The organism is Gilliamella sp. LMG 34361 (genome assembly GCF_984569075.1).
Genome location: NZ_OZ474903.1, coordinates 2,916,551 through 2,935,597, shown reverse-complemented (window position 1 = coordinate 2,935,597; position 19,047 = coordinate 2,916,551). Strand labels below are relative to the sequence as shown.

The window sequence follows — 19,047 nt, the reverse complement described above, 5'->3', positions numbered from 1 at the left end:
CCCCCCCATTAAAATAAAATTTTATAAAAAACTGTGCATACTATACATCATTTCTTGTAAGCCTTATTCTATAAGGGTTTGTGCCATGTATGGTCTACATTTTAACCCTGCATAACTCTACATTTTTACTATACATAAAAACAAAAAAAACCGCCTAGTTGGCGGTTAATATATTGATTATAACTTTAGCGGAATAATTCACGTTTAAAGATATCTAGTATTTCAGCTTCCACATCTTTGAAGCCCTCATTTAGAAAATCTTTTTTAGCACTAGGGCGCTTAAATTTCATTTTTATAGATGGGTCTGCGACATAAGCCGCGTAATTTGCAGTGTAGCCAACTCTACCAGTGATACGGGTACCGTTAATAATTACCTCTCGATACTGTGAGTTAATTAATGTTGATGTGTCTATGGGCGTGTAGATTGCCGCTTGTGTAGCTCCTACAATCATTGAAGCGTGCATTGCTCTAACTGCATTGTCTTTTGTTCTGTTTATAGTTTTATCAAAGCTCTTTATGCATCTATCAATGCCGGTTATTTTTATTCCCATATCGACCTTATTTTATTCTTGTGCATAAACCTTCTGAATTTGTTTTGATATCTACATATTCTTTTTTGCTATCAGTATTCTTTCTCATTACAAAAAATTCTTCTTTAACAACGAATTGATTATCAGTTTTTTTAGTCATTAAAGTTGTAACTTTTAATGAACCAAATTCATCTTCATCTATAACATCAGTTTTACCCGTATATCTATTAATTATATCTATGTCTACCCAATCTTTAGTATTATCTTTTTTAGAGTATAGTTTACCTTCTTCTAATTTATATTCCTCTACAAAAGAAACCTCACCTTCTTTTGCATAATCTGAAAGTTTCCCATTCTCATTTTTGGCTGAAAACTGTTCTAGTTTACACTCCCATTTGCCGATGAGATACTCTTTTGTCACCTTATCATCACCGCAACCAGACAACGCAAAGCAAACTAAACCTAACAACGCAATTCTTTTCATACCATCTCCTTTTTTAGATAATGGTATGTTATTTAAGGATTCGGAGCAATAAAAAACCGCCAGAAGGCGGTTTGTGCAATGTTGTTTTTTTCTAGCGATGCTATAAGATAAATAATCTTAATTTTATTTTATTTCTAAATTTTCGTAAGACCATCTTTCTGTAGATATATTGTATTTAAGGTTCATTGAATAACGATTTCTAACAATCCCACCAAAGCTATTTTGAGCATCAACGTCTCCACCAATATAATAATGACACACTCCTTCCAGTTCACCGACTTCAATTAAATCTCTCTCTGATGGATATGGAAAATTTGCGGTAGAAGGTGATTTTAATCTTGATTTGACTACATATTGACCTTGATTCAAAGCATCTACTACATCCGGACAGGTTTTTTTACCACAACCAGTCAAAAACAACCCAATCAAACCAACATAAATTATCTTTTTCATTTCATACATCCCTATTAAATTAATTTAATAAATAGTATGAAATTTTAGACATCAAATCAACGACGATTTAGTAATCCATTTGGTCGTTGCTCTTTCTGGATTTGTGCTCGTATTGCCTGCTCAAGGTTTTTAGCTAATTGTTGTCCATCCTGCTCTGACATTCCGCCACTATCACCTACATTTACTGGCATGTTTATAGTCAGGCTAACACTAGAGCCGCCTTTACCTGATGTAATTTGACGGTTGCTTAAAACACGTCCATTCTCTCCTGGTATTAAATATTGTCGCCCTCCCTGCATTAGTATCTCTGGCTTACCACCCTCACCAACTCGGTACATTTTACTACCGTCTACAGGTCCACCATTTTTACGGGCACCGGCAATTGATGCAGCTTTCATTGTACCTAAAGCTGCTATATATGATTCGGCGCCAATATCTGCTGCAGCGCCTTCAGTTGCGATTGATGCCAACATAGCTGCTGGTTCATATGCTGCTGCCAGTGCTGCCGCTTCTGTGATGTGCGCCGCTGTAGTGGCCGCAGATGCTGATTGCTCGACAATTGCATTTTTGACGTACTGCATACCCATTTGAACCAGTGAGCCGATAGCCTCATTCAAAATCACATTAGCAAAGTTCTGCATTGCTTGCGTTGCCGTCATAGTGCCTGATGCCAAACCTGATATTGTACTAGTAGCACTGCTTGCTAAGCCCTCAAGTGATGATGCCAGAAGCTCATTAGCATCACTTTGATTTCGCCAAATTTCCCACTGCGCATTTATGCGGTTTTGCTCGAATTGTCTATTTGCCTCCTCTCTGAGTTCAATAGCTCTTTGCTCAGTAATCCATTTTTGGTTTTCGAACTCTTGGATTAATGCTAGTTTTCGTGCATTTTCATTTTGTAAAGCTTGAACTGGGTCAACTTGCGCCACCGCCTCATCGACTTTAGATACTGTCGCGTCAGATTTTATTTTAGCTAAATTGATTTGATGTTGTTTTTCTAACTGTTCGAGTTTTGAATAATATTCAGAATATTTATTAGAATTTTTCTGAAACCAATCATTTAGCGCTGTTTTAGCATTGTTGTAACTATCTTCCTCAAATTTTAGAGGATTTTTAATTTCACCTATAGTTTTATAACCGTCCATTAAATTAAAGAGTTCTTCTAATTTTTCACGCTCTTTCCCGATGATTTTAGTGTTTGTCTCATGTTCTAATCTAAATATTTGAGCGTCAGCACTGCTCGCATTGTACGATTGTTGTAATAGCTGTAGCTCATCGTTTAATTTTTTAGTTTCTTCTGCGTAAGATTTTGTTGAGCCTCGCCCTTTTTTATTGCTTGCGCTCAATTGTTCATTTTTATCAAAAAGATCGCCATACGCTTTAAATAAAGGTTCAAGAACTTTTCTGACGTCTTCGGACGCCTCTTTGGACACTTCCTCCCATTTTTTAGTGCCTGCCGCAAGCTCTTTTAAAACACCTTTGTATTCATCTCCTGCCGCACCTAAATCATTTAACACATTTTCATAGATATAAGCGGCACGTTTTGAATCTTTAAGCTTCATCTCTGCAATTTCAAGTTCTGTAGATAAGGATTTAACTTTCTCGTCGATCTTGTTTTTGCCAATTTGCTCTAGAGCTTCGTCCAGTGATTTTGTTTTTTTAGCTGCGCTGTCAGTATTTTCACCCGTATTGATCAATATAGTGTTGATATAGTTCATTACTTGATTTAAGTTTGAGATACTTTGTTTTGTGGTGTCTATTTGTGCTCTGAGAGTTTGGGTTTTCTCTGCTAAATTATTAATTATCTTTTCGTGATTTTTGTAATAATTACCACTAGTGATGATACTTTTTAGCTCTTTTTCCGTCCTTTTTAATTCACTCTCTTGCTTAGATAATTCCTGTGTTGCAATTTTCAATGAACTCATATAATCATTTTGTTGTTTAATCAACTGAGCATATGTCATTGCTTTGAGCGATTCACTTAAATCATCGACTTTATCTTTGAAATTGGTTGCTGCTTCTTTCGCTGCATTTGCTTTGCTTGACCATATCGTTAACGCCCCAGCCGCTAATAACAACATTCCTGCGGGACCACCTAACATTGCCATTGTTGCTTGCAATCCTCTTGCCGCAAAAGAAGTGGCTTTCACTGCTACGTTAAGCCGTGCCTGTGCCGCGGCATGCTCATTTGTAGCAGTAACGAGCTGTTTCTCAACCATCTCAAGCTGTTTATTCAATGCAGTTTGTGCTTTTAGATTATTACAATGCGCTTGAGCCATGATAATATTTTGCTTTTGAATTTGCAGTGCTTTGACGTTTTGGCTGGCTCTTTCAACTTCCGCTTGTAATAAAACTTTCTCAGCTTGAGCTTGTCGCATATCAGCAATCGTTTTTTCAACACTTTGCTTAGTAGCGCTTGCTAATGACGTGATATATTTACCGGCATAGATTGCAGCCAATGCACCAACACCCGTCATTAGAATATCAACATGTTGTGACATCAGAATAAGTGAATCTACGAGTAATTTAGTTGCACCAGTTGAGTTGTTAAGCTCTCCTAAATATTTTTTGAGATTATTTGTGACCCGATTAATGCCGTCTTGCACTGTGCTTCGCATATTATTAGCTAAAGCAGCGGTTTCTTCTTGTGCTTCAATCATCGCTGCTGTAAATTGCGACATAGATAATTTGCCTTCAGAAGCCAGTTTCCGCACGTATTGCTCGGTGATTTTGTCGGCTTCATCAGTTGTTTTAGCGGTTTTCTTGAGCTGATTTGATAGTGTTTTTAATATACTCGGCATTGCATTAAAAACACTCATAGCATCAATACCAGCTAATTTGCCTTTCATTTGCGCCTTAGTTAATGCATTTATTGCTGATTCTGCACCCACCGAACTTGTTTTATTAATAGTTAACAAGTTGGACAGAGTATCGATATAAGACAAAGTGCTTTGAGTGTTATAACCAAGCTCACTCATTGAGTTAGATAACCTAATATATAACTCTGATGACTCCTCAATCGTTCTACCATTTCGGTCGGAGGTCACTAATAATTGGTCTAAAATATCTTTAGTTTGTGATGCTGTAGCGCCTGTGTTTTGTATTCGGTCCTCTAACTCGTTCCAACTTTGAGCATATGCAATTACTGTGCTAGATACCAGTGCCGCAGATACCGCCTTAGCAATGGTTGTGAGTTTGCCAAGAGAGTTGCCTGCACTTTTTGCAGACGCCTCAAGCTGATCTACGCCTTTTGACGCCTCAGCAGCGCTTTTATTTATTTTTTTTAACTCCATTCTGGCTTTGTCGGATGCCTCTAATAAATCTGCAAGTTCTACGCTACAGCGAATTGTAAAATTTCTATCTGGTGATACATAATTTGGCATAAATAAATCTCCTAATTAATGATAAACGCGTGTTTTGATATTTAATAATGATTGTTCGGTATATATTCTGATAGCTCTATTTCCCCAGTCAGTTATTTGCCATCGTTTGCCGTGAAAATTAATCATGTCAGCTATATAATCGAACGGACTACCTTTTTTACCATTATCTGTACAAAATACAGCTAACTCTACCAATCCTGCGGATAACAGTTCTTTTGTAATAGTACCTGTGTATGTGTCGTCACCTTTAGTAAATGTAAAGGTTGTATCTCCTTGTCTGGCGATCATTTCATTAACATAGGTTTCTGCGATTGCGTCTGCGAGTGCGGTTAACGATTTCATTTTCTTACTTCCTTTCTTGTTCTTCTGCTTTAGGTAACCAGTCTTTACTGGCATTTAAATTAAGTTCTAAATTAGTTTTATTTCCTGCTGTATAGCGTTTCTTTATGTATTGCTTGCCGTTCTCACTCATTGCATAACTTAAAGATGTGCCGAACTGGGTAAGGGATAGGGGATTATTCAGCCCAGTGTTACGGATGTATTCGATATAAGCATGGTAAAGATACTTTCTTGGATTGAATGGAACAATTCCTAGATTACCTACTGACATGCCATTAGGGCAGTCTAACGCGTCAAAATAACTACAGAAATCGACTAAATGGTCAGATTCTCTTTTAATAGTCGTTGCTTCTTCTGATTGTTGCTGTTTGTGTAATCTTTCTTTAGCATCATTAGGGTTGACGAACTCATTAAGTAGTAGTCTAACAATTGAGGGTAGCTCTTGCTCTATTTTGCTAACCAAGTTTAAATCTCGCTCTTTTTCTGGTATAACCTCGCCAAAGTGAAATATTACCCTACGCCTTGATATGCCCCCATTGCGCTCATTAAATCGCATGGCTTCGTTGTTGATTACTAACACTACTGCTGGAATCTTGCAGGAATAGGGTTGTTTGTGTTTAGGGTCAATTGCGACTTCATCACCGCCAGTAATGGCTTTTAAACCTGCTCCACTACCCATATATCGCGGTTGGTCTGGTAAAATGATAAGTGAATAGCCAACCACTAAAGCCCTATCTCTTGCCTTTTCTAGTGATTCCATTGTACCTATAACAGTATTGTTTTTACCTGATAACATAGTTGCGATTTCAGCAAATACACTTTTACCGCTACCGCCTGCGCCCGTAACTTCTAAGAATAATTGCCAGTCATAACGATTAGCTAATATCATATAAAGTCCAGCTAGTATGTTCTTAGCCTTATCTTGATTGCCTGATGCTCTCTTTAACCACTTAGTGAAGTTCGGCGCGTGAGTTTCGAAAGATTCATTTTCTTTGGCAGGGTAATAATCAATGTTATTACTCACCAATAACCAATCTTGTTTATTGTGTGGTCTAAAAGTTTGTGTCTTCAGCTCATAAACACCATTTTTGAAGCAGATTAAATCTTTCTGAGGTGTTCCCATTATAGGCAGTGATAACCTGAGCGATTCAACCGCTGAGCTAATTCGCATAGGGTTAAATGGCTCACCTGATTGATTAAATAAATCGGCTAATGTCCGCATTAAGACTTTATCGCTAATGGGTTGCCATGCATTAGCTTGATAGTGATAAATTTCATCATTAGTTAAATTAATGGCGAGGTTATTGTGATAATGCTCATTTAACAATTCGGCGCGCTGGCTGGATGCCATTTGTGATAAATTCATGTTTTGGGTTTCAACTTTTTTCAAGTTTTGGTTGTTATTATTTGTTAAGGTTTGAACGTTAATTTTTGATAAGTTTTTATCGAATAAAACTGAAGTTTTCTGAAGTCCAAACTGTTGTCTATAATCATCCCAATCACATTTATAATCTGTATCGGGCATTGTGTAATAACCATTAATCGCAGTAGCCGCTTCTATCGCTTTTTCTTTACCTGTGTTTTTATGACTACCTATATCATTATCACCGGCAATAATAATATTTGCGGTAGAATTAACCTCACGGATAGCTTTGGCCACATGAATAAGATTGCCTGCATCAATAGCAGATATCACCAGTGACCGATGGCGGAATTCCGCTATCGATATACCTGTAGCTAATCCCTCACAAATAATAATCTCGGTAGCTGTGAGTAATTCTTTGTTTACCTCGTCAGGTCTGCCCAATTTTGGGCTAACCCATATAAAAGCACCTTTCTTATTTGAGCCTCTCATTAAGCGCTTATTTCCGTTTGGCTCGATAAATTGACCGCCTGTATATTCACTGTTGATATTAATCAAAGGGACAAAGATACGGCCATCATCTATCAAGGTTAAATCGAACGTTAACCCTTTTTCAGTGAGGTAATCCGATTGACCTAATATTGCTTTAGATAGCAAATACTTAACCTTTTTACATACAGGATTTTCTGGTATGTTGTTTTGTAGGTCGGATTTCAAATCCGAGCTTGTGGAGGTGTTCCTTAAATTTAAGCATTCGGCTACTTTACTGCTCGCCTCTTTCGCATCATAATGATAATAGTTTTTGATAAGTTCTAAGCCGTCACCGCTACCGCATTGATTGCAGATATAAGTACCGCGCCCATCTTTATTATCAAATCTAAATCTATCTTTACCACCACAGACAGGGCAGGGGCAATGTTTGCCATTACCCACCTCAATACCTAATGAACTAAAGATTGATTGCCATTTACCTACCGCTTGAGTGGTAATTTCATTTATTCTCATTACCGCCCCCTTAATGGATTGTCCCGTTAGATTCAGCTTTGATATCTTCGACTAAATCAATAAACAATGTTGAAAGTAATTCTTGTCCTAATGGGGTTAATGCTAAGGGGGCATCTGTACTTTCTATGTACATGTCTTTTAACGCGCCATAAGTACGATTTAACCCTCCTTTTCGCCGAAATCCTCAATCAAGCATTGCTTAAGATTGATATCTAAACCTAAGACAATTAAATCTTTGTTAATATCAATCTTAGTGCCTTCATGAATAAATACCTGACTATCATTTTTGTTAATCTGCTCAATTAAAAACAGACTTGCTACTATCGCCATAGTTGAATCAACGATGATATGGTGGATTGCGGTTATTTTATTATTCATTATCGTTAACTTCCTTATGATTAAGTTTATCGTCAAGTAAATTAATTTGATTGGAAGCAAAGCAAACAACGTTTTTTAATTGTGCTAACAGGTAACCAATGTCACGTGTATCGTCTTTAAATTGTTGTTCCTCATATTCTTCACATTCAGAAGCCCAAAATAACAAATTACCAATAGCACCGATTCCCCATAGAATTGATTGTCTAAGTTCCTCTAAGTGTGCTTTTGCGTGTAATAAATTTTGTGGTTGGATATCAGCCTGATATAAATTCAAGACAGATAAAAGGTTAGGTAGGTCATATTGCCCATTTTTAGGGCATAGGGTATCATTACTATTAGCCATAGCATTACTCCGTTTAATGTTTGTGGTTAGATAGCTCATTGAGGTGCGAACTCTTTGGGCTATTGTTTTTATTAAAATGTTAAAATTTAATGTGTCCGTACAATATATTTTATTTTGTCCGTACATGTCAACACTATTTTTATTCTTTACTTTAGTGTATATTGTCCGTACTAATAACTTATGAATATCCAATATGGCAAATGAAACCAGTAAGTCAAAACGTAAAGATATCCGCTTTCCACACGAACTAATAGAAAAAATAGATGAGCAATCCCAAAAAGAGAACACCAACTTTTCAGCTTGGGTTATTTCTGCTTGTCGAGAAAAACTCACCAAACCAAATAAGAAATAATTTACTAGCTTAATACCACTTTTTGGTGGTATTTGTTTTCTTGGTTTCCTTTTTATGGACTGACAAAACTTAGTTATTAGTATTCTGCTTTCCCTTTTTATGGGCATGCAAAACCACTTTTTAAAATTCAACCTCATGCAATAAGTTTTCCGACTCATACGCGCGCGCGTAGTGATATCAATAAAATCTTTCCTAACGTGTCGGAAAATTGCGCCGTAGCGATTCATTGGGCGATTATTTAAGGTTTGGGGATACATCTGTATTGCTAGGTTGTTATATAAGCTTGTAGTCATGATTTAGCCCTCTAACGTGTCCTTAAATTATTAATCGTTTTATTAGTGGCGATTAAGTCAAATTTGGATTGCGCCAATTCAATATCATTATTTTTAATACTTAAATCTGTCATTTTTGATCTCTCTTAACGTGTCAGAAAACTCCCCCTTTTAGCTAAATTTAGGCAAGGGGAAACCGTAACGAATTTTTTCGCTTTGCTTTAAAATCAATTAGTTAATTTGGTGTTTTAGCTAGACACTTATCGCGAGATTGGCTATCATTGGAAGCGTCATTATTCCAGTGTTAGCCCTTTATCATTTCGCGATATAAAGGGTTTTGCTTTATCACCATTAAGCCACCTCTCGACGTTCTACTCTACGAGATTCAAGCCAAGAGTAAATTTCATCAGCGCGATACCCAACGCGACGCAAGCCGATTCTGATTTTTTGGGGAAAGGTTTTATCTTTCTTTTCTAGCGTATAAAGACTAGTGTCAGATTTGAAGTGAAGTAAATTTTTAACTTCTCTTCTGGATAGGATTGCATTTGTCATTTGTTACCTCGTTATAAAAGTTATTAAAACAAGGTAACTGTAGCATTATGGTATAATTAAAATAGGTGGGTTAATTTTTTAATAGTAGTAACTTATTTAATTAAAGTATTCCTATCCATTTATATAGAAAATACAGTAAATAGGCTTACCCCTTTCTTCGTCCTACTTTTCTTAATTCGAAAGGACGCAATACTATATCAACCGCTTCTGCTAAGTTTTTAGATACTCCTTTACCAATTAAATAATCAATTACTTCTTTTTTTGTTGGAGCTGTTTGTTTATTTTCGGTATCATAAGTAGACCAAAATTGCTCAATTATCTCTTGTGTTAACTCCAATCCTTCGGAAGAGTGCTGTGTGTTATTTGGTAATTTTTTTATATTATTATCTTCTATACTGATTTCTTGAATAATAGGGGGAGGGTTTTTTTTAGCTCGATATGGAAGAACTAAGATAACATTTTCATTAGTGACCCATTGATTTAAGGAACTTCTTGTTATTATGGTGTGCCGATAAGACATTGTTTCTGTTCTATCATTTGGATCTATCTTTGTGGCGCTCATCTCATTTAGAAATTCATTATATACATATTTAGCACATATAATTGGCGTTAAAATTCCCCTTCTGATAGAGGTTTCTAACGATAGAGCATAACCATGAGCTAATTTCCATCTAGAATGATTTATTTGTTTTACTGAATCTAATCCCTCTTTAAAATCGAAGGGATCTAATCCTGCCAATAATAAAGACGCTTGCTCTATAGTAAATTCTTGTACAGCTTTCCAATGCATAACATTAGGATAATCATCACAGTAAATATGTTCCATATACCACCTTTCACGATCTAAAAAAATTTGCGCCAGTTCGTTAGGTTTGCTAATGTTCTGGCATCAGCTTAGGCGAAAATAATACTTTAATATACAGTAATATACATTATAGCACTGTATTTATATACAGTTAAGTGTTTATGATAAAATTGGCAGACTAAAATAATATTTTGAGGATAGGTAAATGAGAGATTTAATAAAAGATAATAATAAATATTTGAGCCGTCGCGCTACATCAAAATATCAGGCTCGTACGGTAGCAAGATAGTTGTAAACTCTTTGACGGGCTTTTTAAATTCAACCCCATGAAAGGAATTTATAAGTTATCTTTATTATGAAGATAACTGTTTTAATTTAACAGAACTGCAAAATTGAGCGCTCTTTTTATGGACTCAAGAAACTATATACTTCAAAAAAGCGCGGTTAGGAATTTAGTTTGAGTGAAGCTTTACGGTACAAAGGTCTCAATAAAAATCAAAGTGGTTTATACATATGGTAATTTATCAGTACCTGGTTTTTTCTGGATATTTTGTTAACCCGCTTTATTTTAAAACCCCATTTTTTGAAAATGGGCATGGCTACTTTTGAAGCATCTACACTTAATTGTGAAAGCTTTTTCTGGTGAGCCAAGTCAAGTATATGGTCATAGAGTTTTCTAGCTATGCCACGTTTTTGAAAGTCAGGATGCACGTAAAAACAGTCTATGTAACCATCGTCTTTGAGTTCAATAAACCCAGCAAGGCGTGAGCCAAAGATAGCCATATAAGGCTGAGTATTATCTAAACGTTTTAACCACATCTGATAATCTGGTGGTGTTGGGCACCATGCTTCTTGCTCTGCTTTGCTATAAATATCGGTATCAATAGCATGAATAGTCGAATGAAATAAATCGCATATTTCAGTTGCATAGGTTGGTGAATATGATTTTACTTCGATTTTAGATACAGAATCCCGTTTAGATTCTGTTGTATAACTTCGACTGTCCATTATCATGGTTCTCCTCATTTTTATGATGTTATTTTACCACCTTATTTGGTGTCTGGAATTATTAAACCATTACAAAGAAACCTTTATACCTAGAGGGGATGGTACAAAGTTCATAACAAATCATCCTAAAAATCACCCATACTCCTTTATACACACAACCGCGAATTGAAATAATTTTTTTGTTCACTATTACTAAATGGATAACCATAAATATCTATGGTTGAATAACTCAAACCAATGTAATAAACCTGCTAGCTTTTTAGCAGATTACAAATTTAATACTGTATGGTGGAAATCACCATTCAGCTATCTAATGATCAAGCGAAATAGTAACATGTCGATTATTAACAAATTAAATATTTGAATTGTCCGTAATATTAATATAAATCATATTGTTATACATGTGATCTAAAAAGCATAGATGTATGTATAGTAATGAATACTTATGAACACCTAAAAAATAAGTATACATAATATAATATCTTAATATATATAAAGTTTTTTGTGTTTATGTATAGTATGTATAGTTATCTGATAAATTCTAAATTAATGGGGGTAATTAAATAAGCAAAGTATATGTTGTGCGTAACTCAAATCTGAGTTACGACTAACGTACTGATTTGTAAGGAAGGATGATATTTGAAAAAGCGCCCTCAGATATGAGGAGGCTTAATATGAAGTTATTGAAGTGAATAACTCAAATTTGAGTGAAAGTTTTATCAATGGCGAGAGCGTACCCCAAATATGGGTTACGGTATCTAGATAGAGTTAATGATTAACAAGTTTTAAATTGCGGTTACCTGACAATGAGACATTCCCTTTACTGGCTTGCTCGACAAAGTCGCCCCACCAGTCAAGCATAATACGCTTTTGTTGCTCATACTCTGCCTTGTTGTAGGCTCGCCTTACTGCGTTTTTATCTACATGCGATAACGCGCTTTCAATGACATCATAATTAAAGCCTTGCTCATTTAAAGCTGTACTAGCTAAAGCTCTTAATCCATGCGCAACTAACTTATCTTTGTATCCCATGCGCTTTATTGCCATATTAGCAGTTTGGCTACTCATTGGTTTGTTATAGGGCGGTCTAGCAGTAGGGAACACAAACTCGCTTTTATGATTAATAGATTTCATTATCTCAAGTATTTTTATTGCTTGCGGTGACAAAGGTATATTGTGTGGTCTATCCATTTTCATGCGTTCGGCAGGAATACTCCATAATTTTCTATCAAAGTTTATTTCGTCCCACTTAGCCCCTACGGCTTCACTTGGTCGCGTTAAAGTTAGCAATTGCCATTCAATAACGCATCGAGTTTGTAGTTCAATATTTGCCATAGCCAGTGCTTGCATAAATTCGGGTAATTCAGTAGGGGGTATAGTTGGCTGATTTTTAACTTTTGGGCTATTAAAAACATCGGTAATTCTAGCTAGAGGGTTATTATCAAGAATCCCCATATTGACAGCATAATACATTATTTCATTAATTCGCCGACAAACTCGCTTAACTGTTTCGTATTTATTATTTAATGGCTGTAGTGCATTAATTGCTTTAATAGCTGTTACTTGGTTAATGGGAATGTCTTTTATATATGGGAAAACATGATTCTCTAATGAGCGCCAAGCTTTTCTTAAGGTTTGTTCTTCTAATCCTTGTTCGGTTTTGAATTTAAACCATTTTTGAGCCATAGCATAAAAAGTATTATTGCTAGCTTCTTGTTGTAGTTGCTCTTGTTCTGCCTTATGTTCTTGAGGATCTATACCTTGTTTAATTAATTCGCGCGCTTCGTCCCGTTGTTTTCGCGCTTGTTGTAGCGAAACTTCTGGATAACTTCCGAAGCTTACAGTAGTCCTATTATTAGTTATAGGGCGGTAATATCTGAACTGCCATATTTTTGCCCCCGTTGACTTAATAAGTAAAAGCAAACCATTTCCATCATAAATAGGATAATCTTTACTTTGTGGCTTGGCATTCTTTATTTGTGTATCAGTCATTGGGGTTACTTTTTTAGGCATACTTTTCTCTTATGGGACTATGAAATTATTTTAATATGTTTGCGTAGTCCTTAATATAGTCCTAAAAATTTTGGTTGTAAATGTATCTTACTGATGCTTAATGAATAACAAAATAGGCTTTAAGCCTTATATTTGTTGGTTTTGATGTGTTTTAAAGGAGTTAAAAGAATGTTAATGAATATTGAATTGGTGCCGTGGGCGGGACTTGAACCCGCATGCTCTTAGAGCACTACCCCCTCAAGATAGCGTGTCTACCAATTTCACCACCACGGCGCCGTTTTTATTCTGGAATATCAGATGTTGGATTGATACTTGGCGGTTGAATAACCGGATCAGTTGTTTGAATAACTCGTCCATTGCTGCTTGAGTTTTCTGTGCTTTGTTGTGATGTCGTACTTTCGCCAAGATTTTTAAACTCATCACTTGAAACAGTTGTTTTTGAACTTCCAATATTGGATAAAATAATACTTAGTACGAAAAATAATACACCTAATATTGTTGTTGTGCGTGTAAGGAAGTTTCCACTACCTGATGAACCAAATAACGTTGCAGATGCCCCTGCACCAAAAGATGATCCCATATCAGCGCCTTTACCACGCTGTATTAGCACTAAAACGATTATCGCAAGTGCGATAATTAAATAACCTATAATTAAAAGTTCGTACATTTCAACCTGTCAATTTTATGTTCATAGAACGAATTTATTGATGCGAAATATTATCGAAAGAGTGAGCAACAAGCAAGTATATTTTGTTATTTTCTGTATTTATCATAATCAATTGTACGTTTTTAGGGAAAAATCAGTATAATGTCGCCATTTTTATTCTAGCAAATGCTGTTGTATGAAATTTATTGTTAAACTCTTCCCTGAAATCACGATTAAAAGTGAGTCCGTTCGTTTACGTTTTATTAAAATATTAACGAGTAATATTCGTAATATTTTAAAGCATTCAATTACTGATGTTGCAGTTATCCGTCATTGGGATTTTATTGAAGTTCGTCCAAAAGTCAAAAAATATGAAAATCAAATCTTAGGTCTATTAACTAAAATTCCAGGTATTCATCATATATTAGTGGTTGAGGAGCTTACTTTTGTTGATCTGCATGATATATATGAAAAAGCATATGGTCACTATGCGCCTTTAATTGAGAACAAAACATTTTGTGTTAGAGTCAAGCGTCGCGGTAAGCATGAATTCACATCAATTGAGGTAGAACGTTATGTTGGCGGTGGGCTTAATCAAAATGTTGCTACAGCTAAAGTAAAATTAACACGTCCTGATGTAACGGTTAATCTTGAAATAGATAAGGATAAACTTTTATTAGTTAAAGAACGTCATGCTGGGATTGGTGGTTTTCCAACAGGAACTCAAGAAGATGTTATTTCTCTTATTTCTGGGGGATTTGATTCAGGTGTGTCGAGCTATATGTTTATCCGACGAGGTTGCCGAGTTCATTACTGCTTTTTTAATTTAGGTGGAAAAACACATGAAATTGGCGTCAAACAAATGGCGCATTATTTGTGGGAAAGATTCGGAAGTTCTCATAAGGTCCGTTTTATTGCCATTGATTTTTCAGATGTGGTGGGTGAAATACTTGAAAAAGTTGACGATGGGCAAATGGGGGTTATCTTAAAACGGATGATGATTCGTGCCGCGTCTAAAGTTGCACAGCGTTATAATGTTCAAGCGCTGGTTACTGGAGAAGCATTAGGGCAAGTATCAAGTCAAACTTTAACTAATCTACGTTTAATCGATAATGTTAGTGATACTTTAGTTTTACGCCCACTTATCACCCATGATAAAGAAACGATAATAAATCTAGCTCGTCAGATAGGCACTGAAGATATCGCAAAAACTATGCCGGAATTTTGTGGGGTAATTTCGAAAAGTCCTACCGTAAAAGCAGTTAAAGAAAAAATAGAAAATGAAGAACAAAATTTTGATTTTTCTATTTTGGATAAAGCAGTTGAAGAAGCCGAAAATATTGATATTCGTGAAATTGCTAAACAAACCGATAATACACTCATACAAGTAGATACGGTTACAACATTAGAAGACAATCAAATCATAATTGATATCCGTTCACCTGAGGAACAAGAGGATAATCCATTAGAAATTGAAGGTGTCGAAGTTAAGCTTATACCTTTTTATAAATTGGCGACGCAATTTGGTGATCTGGATCAATCAAAGCACTATTTACTGTTTTGTGCCAAAGGTGTTATGAGTAAATTACAAGCACTTTATCTTATTGAGCAAGGATTTAGTAATATAAAAATCTTTAAGCTATAAATCTTAACAATTATTTACTAAATTTTTTAATTTTATCTATATAATATTTTTAAGAATATTAATACAGATATAAAAATTATAAATTTCTTAGTTAATGGGGATAGTGATGAACAAATTGCTCGTAGTTGATGATGATCCAGAAATTGCATCAATGTTATGCGAATTATTAGAGTTAGAAGGATTTGAAGTCGTAGTAGCTAATAACGGTGTTCAAGCTTTAGAAAGATTTGATAATAGCATTGATCTTATTTTACTGGATATTCTAATGCCAGAAATGAATGGACTAAGTGTATTATCTCAACTGAGAAATAAATATACTGTCCCAGTAATTTTTTTAACAGCTAAAGATAACGAGTTTGATAAAATTATTGGGCTTGAGCTTGGTGCTGATGATTATATATTAAAACCGTTTAACGATAGAGAACTTATTGCTCGGATCAACGCGTTGTTGCGTAGAAAACGTTGGGATAATATAGCTTTTACTCCAGGTGAAAAGTCAGTTCAATATTCCATTGATAAACTTATCGTTAATCGAAAACAACAATCTGTTTCATTTGATGATAAATATATTGAATTAACTGGTACTGAGTTTCAAATATTATTACAACTTTTAGAAAATGCAGGAAACATCATATCTAGAGATGATTTAAGTGAGAATGTGTTAGGTAAAGAGTTTTTACCATTAGCTCGTTCAATTGATGTTCATGTTTCTAATTTACGAAAAAAACTTCCTCCTCGTAGTGATGGTTTACCGTGGATTAAAACGTTACGCTCAAAAGGATATCTCTTTGTTGTAGATCAAAATGATAACGTTTTACAAAATTAGATCTTTCTTTGTCGGTGAGAATATATGTGGATCTTTGATCGCTTAACAATTAGAATTTTCACAATATTCTTACTTACTATTGCTTTTTTTCTTATTCTGGTGATGGTTTTGCCAAAACTTGATTCCCGAAATTTAACCTATTTAGCAAACAAAGATAAAGAAAGTGGTAATTTACTGGCAAGCGAAATTGAAAAAGATTTAACTAAAATTTCTAAAGACAGTTTTCGTTGGTGGATGAGATTCATTGTTGTGATGGATAACCATCAAAAAGCAGGACAATTATTATTCATCGTTACACCAAATCAACAAATTATCACAGCGGATACTAAAAATATTGATTTAGTAAAAAGTTTTAGTGAACAATCGCATGATATTGATGATCCAGCAAAGAAAATTTATGATAACCAAGAAATTATAGGTCCTTTCTTACTCCATTATGCTGATGAAGAATATCAATTATATTTATTACAACCCGCATCAGATATCCAATCACAATTTGTTAATTTGATTTTTGATCATCCTTTTTTACTTTTATCTTTAACCATGCTGGCAAGTACACCATTTTTGTTGTGGTTATCTTGGAGTATAGCTAGACCAGCACGAGGATTAAAGTTGGCGGCAGAGCAAGTTGCTAAAGGTAATTTACAACAATGGCCTGAGCTTGAAAAAGTCGGGTCATATGAATATAAAGCAACGGGTGCAAGTTTTAACCATATGCTTAGAGAATTGAAAAGGATGCAAGAGTTACAGCAACGGTTGTTCTCTGATATTTCTCATGAATTACGAACACCATTAACTCGATTGCAATTAGCAACTTCTTTATTACGTCGTAAACAAGGTGAAAGTAATGAGGTTTTACGGATAAGTGATGAAGCGATAAAACTTGATTCAATGATTGGTGATTTGTTGTCCTTAGCAAGGAATCAACATGATCATAATGAAGTTCGTGAATATAAAAAGTTAGATGAATTATTTAAAAATGTTTTAGATAATGCAACTTTTGAAGCAAATCAAATCTCTAAACAATTTTCAATTCATAATCCGCCAACTAATCATAGACTTTTGTGTTATCCGACGGCGTTGTGTAGTGCGCTTGAAAATGTGGTAAGAAATGCATTTCGTTATTCAAATCAACGGATTGATGTGAATTTTATTATCCAACAACAAACTGTGACTATTACTATTGATGATGATGGTCCGGGTGTTGCTGATAGTGAGTTAGAGCAAATTTTTAGACCATTTTATCGTACTAATGAAGCTCGAGATCGTAAATCTGGTGGTACTGGTTTAGGTTTAGCCATTGTTGCTAATGCTATTACGCGAGATAATGGCACTGTTAAAGCTGAGAAAAGTCACTTAGGTGGCCTTAGAATTGTGATATTATTACCTCTTCAAAAACGTTAACCGCTAAGAGTAATAATTGTGTCAAATGCACCTTTAAATATTGTTTTATTTGAACCCGAAATCCCTGCTAATACTGGCAATATTATTCGGTTGTGTGCTAATACTGGTTTCAATTTACATATTATTGAACCGATGGGATTTTATTGGGATGATAAAAAATTGAGACGAGCTGGGCTAGATTACCAGGAATTTGTTGATGTAAAACGTTATAAAAATCTTGAGCATTTTTTGGAGGCAAATCAGCTTGATTTGGCTTCACAAGTTTATGCCTTAACCACAAAAGGTCAAAAACCCCATAGTGAGGTAAATTATCAACAGGCTGATTTTTTAATGTTTGGTCCAGAAACTCGAGGTTTACCAGCAAAAGTGCTTGACGCATTGCCGCAGGATAGAAAAATTCGAATTCCTATGGTTGCCAATAGTAGAAGTATGAATCTGTCTAATTCTGTTGCTGTCGTTGTTTATGAATCTTGGCGACAACTTAATTATCTCGGTGCTAACTAGATTTTCAATTATCCAATAATTGAAGAATAGTGATAATTTTTAAGCTCAAAAACCCCGTTCCTCAACTCAAAAATTCAATTTAAATTTTTTACTCATGAAAAAGAGGTCATATCGACCTCTTATATTTAATTATTTGATGAATAATTAATATTATTTAACGCGTGAAACGTATTCACCAGAACGTGTATCAACTTTAAGAACTTCGCCAATTTGTACAAATAGAGGAACACGTACTACGGCACCTGTTGATAATGTTGCTGGTTTACCTCCAGTTCCTGCTGTATCACCTTTTAAACCAGGATCTGTTTCAATAACCTCAAGTTCAACAAAGTTTGGAGGCGTTACTGCAATAGGCTGACCATTCCATAAGGTTAAAATACATTCAGCTTGATCGACTAGCCATTTAGCGTTATCACCTACAGCTTTTGCATCGGCAGAAAGTTGTTCAAATGTATCATTATTCATAAAATGCCAAAACTCACCGTCGGTATAGAGATAAGTTAAGTTCATATCAACGACATCAGCCGCTTCAACAGATTCACCAGATTTAAATGTTTTATCAACAGTTTTACCGGAAAGTAATTTTTTAATTTTTACACGGTTAATTGCTTGTCCTTTACCTGGTTTGTAAAATTCATTTTCAACAATTACACACGGCTCGCCATCTTGCATTATTTTAAGACCAGCTTTAAACTCATTAGTACTATAAGATGCCATAAAAGCTCCAACTATCATTCTGAAT

The 19,047-nt window shown here is 35.1% G+C and carries 20 protein-coding genes and 1 tRNA gene; 5 read left to right on the top strand and 16 right to left on the bottom strand.

The window, feature by feature from the left end; all coding sequences use genetic code 11:
- Positions 1 to 185 precede the first annotated feature (185 nt).
- The 9 genes from AC5LXI_RS13680 to AC5LXI_RS13640 all read right to left on the bottom strand — a co-directional run bounded on the left by AC5LXI_RS13680 (position 186) and on the right by AC5LXI_RS13640 (position 8,278).
- Entirely contained in the window at positions 186 to 551 is a 366-nt protein-coding gene (locus tag AC5LXI_RS13680) for an HK97 gp10 family phage protein (RefSeq protein WP_493442834.1), read from the bottom strand.
- Positions 552 to 558: 7 nt separating this feature from the next.
- Entirely contained in the window at positions 559 to 1,014 is a 456-nt protein-coding gene (locus AC5LXI_RS13675; RefSeq protein ID WP_493442833.1) for a hypothetical protein, read from the bottom strand.
- A 123-nt stretch (positions 1,015 to 1,137) separates the two neighbouring features.
- Positions 1,138 to 1,467, bottom strand: a complete 330-nt coding sequence (locus AC5LXI_RS13670) for a hypothetical protein (RefSeq protein WP_493442832.1) — start codon at positions 1,465 to 1,467, stop codon at positions 1,138 to 1,140.
- Between the two features lie 56 nt (positions 1,468 to 1,523).
- Entirely contained in the window at positions 1,524 to 4,850 is a 3,327-nt protein-coding gene (locus tag AC5LXI_RS13665; RefSeq protein WP_493442831.1) for a tape measure protein, read from the bottom strand.
- A 15-nt stretch (positions 4,851 to 4,865) separates the two neighbouring features.
- Positions 4,866 to 5,192, bottom strand: a complete 327-nt coding sequence (locus tag AC5LXI_RS13660) for a hypothetical protein (RefSeq protein ID WP_493442830.1) — start codon at positions 5,190 to 5,192, stop codon at positions 4,866 to 4,868.
- A 4-nt stretch (positions 5,193 to 5,196) separates the two neighbouring features.
- Positions 5,197 to 7,557 (bottom strand): primase-helicase zinc-binding domain-containing protein, encoded by a 2,361-nt coding sequence (locus AC5LXI_RS13655; RefSeq protein ID WP_493442829.1) that lies wholly within the window; start codon positions 7,555 to 7,557, stop codon positions 5,197 to 5,199.
- 10 nt (positions 7,558 to 7,567) lie between these two features.
- On the bottom strand, positions 7,568 to 7,690 hold the full coding sequence (locus AC5LXI_RS13650; protein WP_493442828.1) for a hypothetical protein: 123 nt from the start codon (positions 7,688 to 7,690) through the stop codon (positions 7,568 to 7,570).
- 26 nt (positions 7,691 to 7,716) lie between these two features.
- Positions 7,717 to 7,935: a hypothetical protein gene (locus AC5LXI_RS13645; RefSeq protein WP_493442827.1), complete on the bottom strand. Its 219-nt coding sequence runs from the start codon at positions 7,933 to 7,935 to the stop codon at positions 7,717 to 7,719.
- Positions 7,928 to 8,278, bottom strand: coding sequence for a hypothetical protein (locus AC5LXI_RS13640; protein WP_081296696.1), 351 nt, complete (start codon positions 8,276 to 8,278; stop codon positions 7,928 to 7,930). The genes AC5LXI_RS13645 and AC5LXI_RS13640 overlap by 8 nt, the downstream gene beginning before the upstream one ends.
- A 193-nt stretch (positions 8,279 to 8,471) precedes the next feature.
- On the opposite strand from AC5LXI_RS13640, the gene AC5LXI_RS13635 reads away from it, so the two are divergent.
- Complete coding sequence (locus AC5LXI_RS13635) at positions 8,472 to 8,630, top strand: YlcI/YnfO family protein (RefSeq protein ID WP_110424210.1); 159 nt, start codon at positions 8,472 to 8,474, stop codon at positions 8,628 to 8,630.
- Between the two features lie 623 nt (positions 8,631 to 9,253).
- Here the strand turns inward: AC5LXI_RS13635 and AC5LXI_RS13630 are convergent.
- The 6 genes from AC5LXI_RS13630 to secG form a co-directional block, all read right to left on the bottom strand.
- Positions 9,254 to 9,454, bottom strand: coding sequence for a helix-turn-helix transcriptional regulator (locus AC5LXI_RS13630; RefSeq protein WP_198200899.1), 201 nt, complete (start codon positions 9,452 to 9,454; stop codon positions 9,254 to 9,256).
- 145 nt (positions 9,455 to 9,599) lie between these two features.
- Positions 9,600 to 10,280, bottom strand: coding sequence for a hypothetical protein (locus AC5LXI_RS13625; RefSeq protein WP_034882779.1), 681 nt, complete (start codon positions 10,278 to 10,280; stop codon positions 9,600 to 9,602).
- A gap of 474 nt (positions 10,281 to 10,754) precedes the next feature.
- The gene (locus AC5LXI_RS13620) at positions 10,755 to 11,267 is read right to left on the bottom strand and encodes a GNAT family N-acetyltransferase (RefSeq protein WP_086361640.1); all 513 of its coding nucleotides are present in this window, start codon (positions 11,265 to 11,267) and stop codon (positions 10,755 to 10,757) included.
- A gap of 768 nt (positions 11,268 to 12,035) precedes the next feature.
- Positions 12,036 to 13,280, bottom strand: a complete 1,245-nt coding sequence (locus AC5LXI_RS13615) for an integrase domain-containing protein (protein WP_493442826.1) — start codon at positions 13,278 to 13,280, stop codon at positions 12,036 to 12,038.
- A gap of 187 nt (positions 13,281 to 13,467) precedes the next feature.
- Positions 13,468 to 13,553: transfer RNA gene (locus tag AC5LXI_RS13610), tRNA-Leu, on the bottom strand.
- Positions 13,554 to 13,560: 7 nt separating this feature from the next.
- Entirely contained in the window at positions 13,561 to 13,947 is a 387-nt protein-coding gene (gene secG / locus AC5LXI_RS13605; RefSeq protein ID WP_493442825.1) for a preprotein translocase subunit SecG, read from the bottom strand.
- 175 nt (positions 13,948 to 14,122) lie between these two features.
- Between secG and thiI the strand changes: the two genes are divergently transcribed.
- The 4 genes from thiI to trmL all read left to right on the top strand — a co-directional run bounded on the left by thiI (position 14,123) and on the right by trmL (position 18,305).
- A complete protein-coding gene (gene thiI / locus AC5LXI_RS13600; RefSeq protein WP_493442824.1) occupies positions 14,123 to 15,571 on the top strand; it encodes a tRNA uracil 4-sulfurtransferase ThiI in 1,449 nt (482 codons plus the stop codon).
- A 106-nt stretch (positions 15,572 to 15,677) separates the two neighbouring features.
- Positions 15,678 to 16,397 carry a response regulator gene (locus tag AC5LXI_RS13595; RefSeq protein ID WP_493442823.1) on the top strand — a complete coding sequence of 240 codons (720 nt, stop codon included), beginning with the start codon at positions 15,678 to 15,680 and terminating at the stop codon, positions 16,395 to 16,397.
- Positions 16,398 to 16,427: 30 nt separating this feature from the next.
- Positions 16,428 to 17,801, top strand: coding sequence for an envelope stress sensor histidine kinase CpxA (cpxA, locus tag AC5LXI_RS13590; protein ID WP_493444314.1), 1,374 nt, complete (start codon positions 16,428 to 16,430; stop codon positions 17,799 to 17,801).
- Positions 17,802 to 17,819: 18 nt separating this feature from the next.
- Complete coding sequence (gene trmL, locus AC5LXI_RS13585; protein WP_493442822.1) at positions 17,820 to 18,305, top strand: tRNA (uridine(34)/cytosine(34)/5-carboxymethylaminomethyluridine(34)-2'-O)-methyltransferase TrmL; 486 nt, start codon at positions 17,820 to 17,822, stop codon at positions 18,303 to 18,305.
- 150 nt (positions 18,306 to 18,455) lie between these two features.
- Here the strand turns inward: trmL and efp are convergent, their stop codons facing one another.
- On the bottom strand, positions 18,456 to 19,022 hold the full coding sequence (efp, locus tag AC5LXI_RS13580; RefSeq protein ID WP_034882790.1) for an elongation factor P: 567 nt from the start codon (positions 19,020 to 19,022) through the stop codon (positions 18,456 to 18,458).
- Positions 19,023 to 19,047 lie beyond the last annotated feature (25 nt).